This is a genomic window from Streptomyces lonarensis (genome assembly GCF_012033735.1).
Lineage (GTDB): Bacteria > Actinomycetota > Actinomycetes > Streptomycetales > Streptomycetaceae > Streptomyces > Streptomyces lonarensis.
In genome coordinates, this window is record NZ_JAAVJD010000280.1 from 1 (window position 1) to 6,061 (window position 6,061).

At 75.1% G+C, this 6,061-nt stretch carries 4 protein-coding genes; 2 read left to right on the forward strand and 2 right to left on the reverse strand.

Annotated features, from left to right (window positions below):
- The first annotated feature begins 51 nt into the window (after positions 1 to 51).
- Positions 52 to 747 carry a hypothetical protein gene (locus HCN56_RS22720; protein ID WP_167974091.1) on the forward strand — a complete coding sequence of 232 codons (696 nt, stop codon included), beginning with the start codon at positions 52 to 54 and terminating at the stop codon, positions 745 to 747.
- Between the two features lie 265 nt (positions 748 to 1,012).
- Here the strand turns inward: HCN56_RS22720 and lysS are convergent, their stop codons facing one another.
- Positions 1,013 to 2,764: a lysine--tRNA ligase gene (gene lysS / locus HCN56_RS22725; protein ID WP_167974093.1), complete on the reverse strand. Its 1,752-nt coding sequence runs from the start codon at positions 2,762 to 2,764 to the stop codon at positions 1,013 to 1,015.
- Between the two features lie 558 nt (positions 2,765 to 3,322).
- Here lysS and HCN56_RS22730 point away from each other — a divergent pair.
- Entirely contained in the window at positions 3,323 to 4,537 is a 1,215-nt protein-coding gene (locus tag HCN56_RS22730; RefSeq protein ID WP_167974095.1) for a S8 family peptidase, read from the forward strand.
- 299 nt (positions 4,538 to 4,836) lie between these two features.
- On the opposite strand, the gene HCN56_RS22735 is transcribed toward HCN56_RS22730, so the two are convergent.
- Positions 4,837 to 5,592 carry an SDR family oxidoreductase gene (locus HCN56_RS22735; protein ID WP_167974097.1) on the reverse strand — a complete coding sequence of 252 codons (756 nt, stop codon included), beginning with the start codon at positions 5,590 to 5,592 and terminating at the stop codon, positions 4,837 to 4,839.
- Between the last annotated feature and the right edge of the window lie 469 nt (positions 5,593 to 6,061).

The window sequence follows — 6,061 nt, forward strand, 5'->3', positions numbered from 1 at the left end:
CGGCGTGCTGCAGCCCAGCGCGTTCGTCGAGATCGAACTGGAGGAGGCGTAATGGCGTACCTGAACCCCGACAAGGGAGCACTCAGGGAAGCGGGCCTCCCCGAGGTCGGCGGGGCCCGCGGGACGCTCGCGGCCGGTGCGGCCGCCGTCCCCCTGGCACCGGCCGCCGACGGCACAGGGCCGAGCGCGGCCGCGGGGCGGGAGCCCGGGCACCAGGAGCTCGCCGCCGACCCGCTCCCGCACCTCGCCCCCCGCGTGGAGCGCCCGGCCGGCGACGCCGGCCCCGGCCACGACCGTGTCGCCGAGGCTGCGGAGCCGCTGCCGGACTTCGCCGCGGGCGACGCCCCCTACACCCACCCGCTCGCGGGCCCGTACGACCCGCCCGGCGTGGAGCCGTTCACCGACCCGCCCGCCGACACCGTGCCCGGCTCAGCCGGCCGCAGGGACCTGCGGGCACCGCTGGAGCGGCCCGTCCGCGGGGAGGAGCCCGCGCAGCAGACGGACGGCGACGCGCCGGTGGGGCTCCCCACCGGCGTCGAGCCCGGCGAGTTCTACTACCGGGCCTACCGGGAGCTGTTGGGCACCTACAACGGCAACACCCCGCCGAACGCGCGGCACCTCGCCCGCCACCTCTTCGACGCCCACGAGGTGGGCACCGCGGACGGCAACATGCTGAGCGAGCGGTACCTGCTCCCCTACGTCCGCGAGTGCCGGGAGCGCCACCGCGCCGAGGTCGGCGTCGCCTGAGGGCGTGCCCGGCGCCCCGCACCGGGTCGGCTCGCGGCGTCGGATGCGGCCGGCCGCACGGCGGAGGGACGACGCCCTCGTACCGGCGCGCCCGAGGGCGTCTGAGGCGGCGCACCGGACGGCCGTAGCGGCGCCGCGGGCGCGGCGTGGGGTCTCGAGCGCGCGCCGAGCCCGCCCGGGCCGATGCCGCCACCGACGCCGCGCCGCCCGCATCGACCCGGCCCGCCACCGACGCACCGAGGGCGGGGGGGGCGGGGACGCCCGGTCAGGAGCCGAGCAGCCGCCGGACCCGGTCGGCACCGACGGCGAGCAGCAGCGTGGGCAGCCGCGGGCCGGTCTCGACGCTGATGAGCAGCCGGTACAGCAGGGCGAAGAACGCCCGCTGCGCCACCTTCAGCTCCGGGGTGGGCTTGGCGTCGGGCGCGAGCCCGGCCCGCACCTTCGGCACGCCGTACACCAGCGTGGTCAGCCCCTCCAGCGACCAGTGGGTGTCCAGCCCGTCGACCAGCAGGGCGAGCGAGGCCCGCTGCTCCTCGTCGAGCAAGGCGAGCAGGTCGGCGTCGGGCTCACTGCGGACCCGGGTCCGCTGCTCGGCCGGGACCTGGGTGTCGACCCAGTGCGCGGCGCGGTCCAGCCGCGGCCGCACCTGCGCCAGGTCGGTGACGGGGGCGTCGGGGTCGAGGTCGGCGAGGATGCGGAGGGTCTGCTCCTCGTCCCCGGTGGTGATGTCCACGACCGAGGCGAGCGTCCGGTAGGGGACGCGCCGCTCGGTGGCGGGCAGCTCACCGGCGGCGGTGCCGACCGCCCGGCGGTGGGCGGCGAGGTCCGCGGGCTGCGCCTGCCCCTCGTCGATCTTCCGGGCCAGGGCGTCCCACTCGTCGTAGAGGCGCTGGATCTCCTGGTCGAAGGCGATCTTGAAGGACTGGTTGGGGCGGCGGCGGGCGTAGAGCCACCGCAGCACCGGCGCCTCCATGATCCGCAGCGCCTCCTCCGGGGTGGGGACGCCGCCCTTGGAGCTGGACATCTTCGCCATGCCGGTGATGCCGACGAAGGCGTACATGGGGCCGATCGGCTGCACACCGTCGAAGACCTCGCGCACGATCTGCCCGCCGACGACGAACGACGAACCGGGCGAGGAGTGGTCCACGCCGGAGGGCTCGAAGTCGACGCCCTCGTACTTCCAGCGCATCGGCCAGTCGACCTTCCAGACCAGCTTGCCGCGGTCGTACTCGCGCAGCAGCACGGTCTCGCCGTGGCCGCAGGCGCAGCGGTAGGTCATCTCGGTCGTGTCGTCGTCGTAGGCGGTGACGGTGGTGAGGTCGCGCTCGCAGACGGCGCAGTACGGCTTGTAGGGGAAGTAGCCGGCGTCCCCGGCGCTGCCGTCGTCCTCGTCGGCGGCACCGGACCCCTCGGCGGCGGCGAGCTCGGCCTCGTCGGCCGGCTGCTGCTGCGCACCCTGCTTGCCCTTCTTCTGCTGCGGGGCCTGGGCCTGGGCGCGGTCCTTGGTGCGGTAGCGGTCCAGCACGGCGTCGATCGCGGCGCGGTGGCGCACGGCGTGGAGGACCTGCTCCCGGTAGGCGCCGGAGGTGTACTGCTCGGTCTGGCTGATGCCGCGGAACTCGACGCCCAGCTCGGCGAGGGCGCCGATCATCGCGGCCTTGAAGTGCTCCGCCCAGTTCGGGTGCGCGGAGCCGGGGGGCGCGGGGACGGAGGTCAGCGGCTTCCCGATGTGCTCCTCCCAGGAGGAGTCCACACCGGGGATACCGGCGGGCACCTTCCGGAACCGGTCGTAGTCGTCCCAGGAGATGATGTGCTCGACCGCGTGCCCGCGGCGGCGGACCTCGTCGGCGACGAGGTGCGGCGTCATGACCTCGCGCAGGTTGCCGAGGTGGATCGGGCCCGAGGGGCTCAGTCCGGACGCGCAGACGATCGCTTTCCCGGGCGCGCGGCGCTCCGCTTCGGCGATGACTTCATCAGCGGATCGGGAGACCCAGTCGGTCTCGGCACCGGCAGCCACAGTGGTCTACTTCCTTCCGGAGAACGGCGCGCGCCGCTCCCCGGTGGGCGGGGCGCGGCGGCTCGCGGGCCGCGGGCGCACCCGGGCCCGGCAGGTGAACCCCCCTAGTGTCACACGGAGCGACCGGCCCGCCGGCCGGGCCGTCCCACGCCGGTCGGTCCGCCGGCCGTGCCCCCGCGGAGGCGGCGGCGGGGCCCGGCGCCGTCACGCCCCCGCTGCCGCGCGTTCCCCCCGCCGCGGCCGCCCGTTGCGCTCGGTCACGCCACGGACCGCTGCGCTCCGTCACACCACCGGTCGTCCCGCTCCGTCACGCCGTGGGCACAGACCGGTCAACAGGCTCCGCGCAGTTCCGGAACCCGACGCCCGCAATCACCCCGTCTGATGCGGTATCAGATGTTGAACTTGTGACATGCGCGTGACAACCATCCTCAACCCCTTGTCGGATTCCCTCACTTCGGCAAATCTTTCGAACGACGGAGTGAATTGTCGTGGCCACGCTCCGTCAGAAAATCCGGTCCTCAGCGCACTTCGAATCCATCAAGCGGAGGAATTCCCTCGATGTCAGCGATGCGTACCACCACCCCCCGCCGCCGCACCCTCGGCACCGCGGCCGCCACCGCGGCCGTCCTGGCCCTCGGGGTCGGGCTCGCCCTCCCGGGCGCCGCCCACGCCGCCTCGGACGACCCCACCGGCGTCATCCTCAACGCCGACGCCGCCGAGGCAGTCGCCGGCAGCTACATCGTCGTGCTGGACGAGACGGTCGCTGCCGACTCGCCCGCCGCCGACGAACTCGCCGCCAAGTACGACGCCGAGATCAGCACCGTCTACGACACGGTGCTCAACGGCTTCGCCGCCGAGGTCGACGAGGCGGACGCGCTGCGACTCGCCGCCGACCCGGCCGTCGACAAGGTCTACCAGGACGAGGTCGTCGAGCTCGCGACGACCACCCAGGTCAACCCGCCCTCCTGGGGTCTGGACCGGATAGACCAGCCGAACCTGCCGCTGAACAACCGCTACACCTACCCCGCCCACGCCGGTGACGGCGTGACGGTCTTCGTCCTCGACACCGGTATCCGCTACACCCACCAGGACTTCGGCGGCCGCGCGGTCTTCGGCTTCGACGCCTTCGGCGGCACCGGCGTGGACCGCCAGGGCCACGGCACCCACGTCGCCTCCACCGCCGCGGGCACCGCCTACGGCGTCGCGAAGGCCGCCGACATCGTCTCGGTGAAGGTGCTCAACGACTCCGGCTCCGGCACCGTCCAGTCCGTCGTCGCGGGCATCGACTGGGTGACCGCCAACGCCAACGGCCCGTCGGTCGCCAACATGAGCCTGGGCGGCGGCGCCAACGCCGTCATCGACGCGGCGGTCGTCTCGTCGATCAACTCCGGCGTCTCCTACTCCGTCGCCGCCGGCAACAGCAACGCCAACGCCAGCGGCTTCTCGCCGGCGCGGGTCGGCCCGGCGATCACCGTCGGCGCCACCACCTCCACCGACGCCCGCGCCAGCTACTCCAACTGGGGCGCCATCGACATCTTCGCCCCCGGCAGCGCCATCACCGCGGCCTGGGCGACGAGCAACACCGCCACCAACACCATCAACGGCACCTCGATGGCGGCGCCCCACGTCGCCGGCGTGGCCGCCCTCTACCTCGGCAGCAACCCCTCCGCCTCGCCCGCCACGGTGAAGTCGGCCATCGTCGGCGCCGCCGTCACCGGCAAGGTCACCAACCCGGGCAGCGGCTCGCCGAACCGACTGCTCCAGCTCCCCTGAGCGCAGCCGTCCGATGACGTGGCCCCGTGACCGGCCGCCGGCCCCGCCCCGAGCGGTGCCACCCGGCGGGTAACGGGACACCTCACAGGGCCGGCGCCCCCGCGACAGCGGTGGCACCGGGGCGTCCCGGACAACCGCCGGCCCGTCGAGGGCCGGGCCGGCGGCCGGGCGGCCCCCACCGGGCCCCCGCCCTCACCACACGGCCGGGGCCGGGAGCGACGAGCTCCCGGCCCCGGCCGCCGCCGTACCCGCTCGCCGCCCGGCCCGCGTCACCGCAGTGGCGGGCCGGGGGGCGGTGCTCACAGCTCCCGGTGGACCTTGGTGTTGGACGCCTGAGCACGCGGCCGCACGATCAGCAGGTCCACGTTGACGTGCGAGGGGCGGGTGACCGCCCACCCGACGGTGTCCGCCACGTCCTCCGCGGTCAGCGGCTCCGCCACCCCCCGGTAGACGTCCGCGGCGCGCGCCGGGTCGCCGCCGAACCGGTTGAGGGCGAACTCGTCGGTGCGGACCATCCCGGGCGCGATCTCGATGACCCGCACCGGCTCGCCGCAGAGTTCGAGCCGCAGCGTCTCCGCCAGCACGTGCGCGCCGTGCTTGGCGGCGACATACCCGCCGCCGCCCTCGTAGACGGCCTGTCCGGCGGTGGAGCTGATCACGACGACGGTGCCGTCGCCGGAGGCGCGCAGCGCGGGCAGCAGCGCCTGCGTCATGTGCAGCACCCCGATGACGTTCACCTCGTACATCCGGCGCCAGTCCTCGGGGTCGCCCTCGGCCACCGGGTCGGCGCCCAGCGCGCCGCCCGCGTTGTTGACGAGGACGTGGCAGACACCGAGGTCGGTGGCGAAGGCGCGCACCGCGTCGCGGTCGGTGACGTCGAGCACCTGGGCCTGCGCCTCGTGGCCGGCGGCCGCCAGCTCGTCGGCGAGCGCGGTGATGCGTTCGGTCCGGCGGGCGGTCAGCACCACCCGGTAGCCCTCGCTCGCCAGCCGCCGGGCGGTGGCCGCCCCGATCCCGCTGCTCGCCCCGGTGACCACGGCGGTGCGCTTCTCCATGACTGCTGCCTCCTGTTCGGCCTGGCGGCACGGACCGGACGGCGGACCGCGCCGCCGCCATCGTCGCAGACGGCCGCCGCACCGGCCCGCCCGGAGGCCGCCTGTCCGCCGGGGTGAGGACATCCTCCGGCGGGCGCTCCTCGCGGCGGGGGTGCCGGGGACCGGGCCGGGCTGCGGGCTGCGGGCTGCGGGCCGGGCCGGGCTGCGCGGCGCGCTCAGGCGATGAGCTCCGCCGCCGGGGTGAGCGGCGGACGGGCCGCGGCGTTGTCGGCGGCCCAGGCCAGGTAGCCGTCCGGCCGGACCAGCCACTGGTCCCGCCGCTCCGGGTCCGCCCAGTGCTCGTGGATCGCGCCGGAAGGTCCAACCCACGCCAGGCAGCTTCCAGTCGGCGCGCCTCACCGACCTCTCCGGCAGGCTGCCACGACGCCGAGTCGTAGGGAAACAGTTCCGGCGAGCTGGCGATCCAGTC

What these genes read in the sequence shown, in the direction of transcription:
- HCN56_RS22720 (WP_167974091.1), top strand. Translation starts at nt 52, where the DNA reads ATGGCGTACCTGAACCCCGACAAGGGAGCACTCAGGGAAGCGGGCCTC.
- HCN56_RS22730 (WP_167974095.1), top strand. Translation starts at nt 3,323, where the DNA reads ATGTCAGCGATGCGTACCACCACCCCCCGCCGCCGCACCCTCGGCACC.
- HCN56_RS22735 (WP_167974097.1), bottom strand. Translation starts at nt 5,592, where the DNA reads ATGGAGAAGCGCACCGCCGTGGTCACCGGGGCGAGCAGCGGGATCGGG.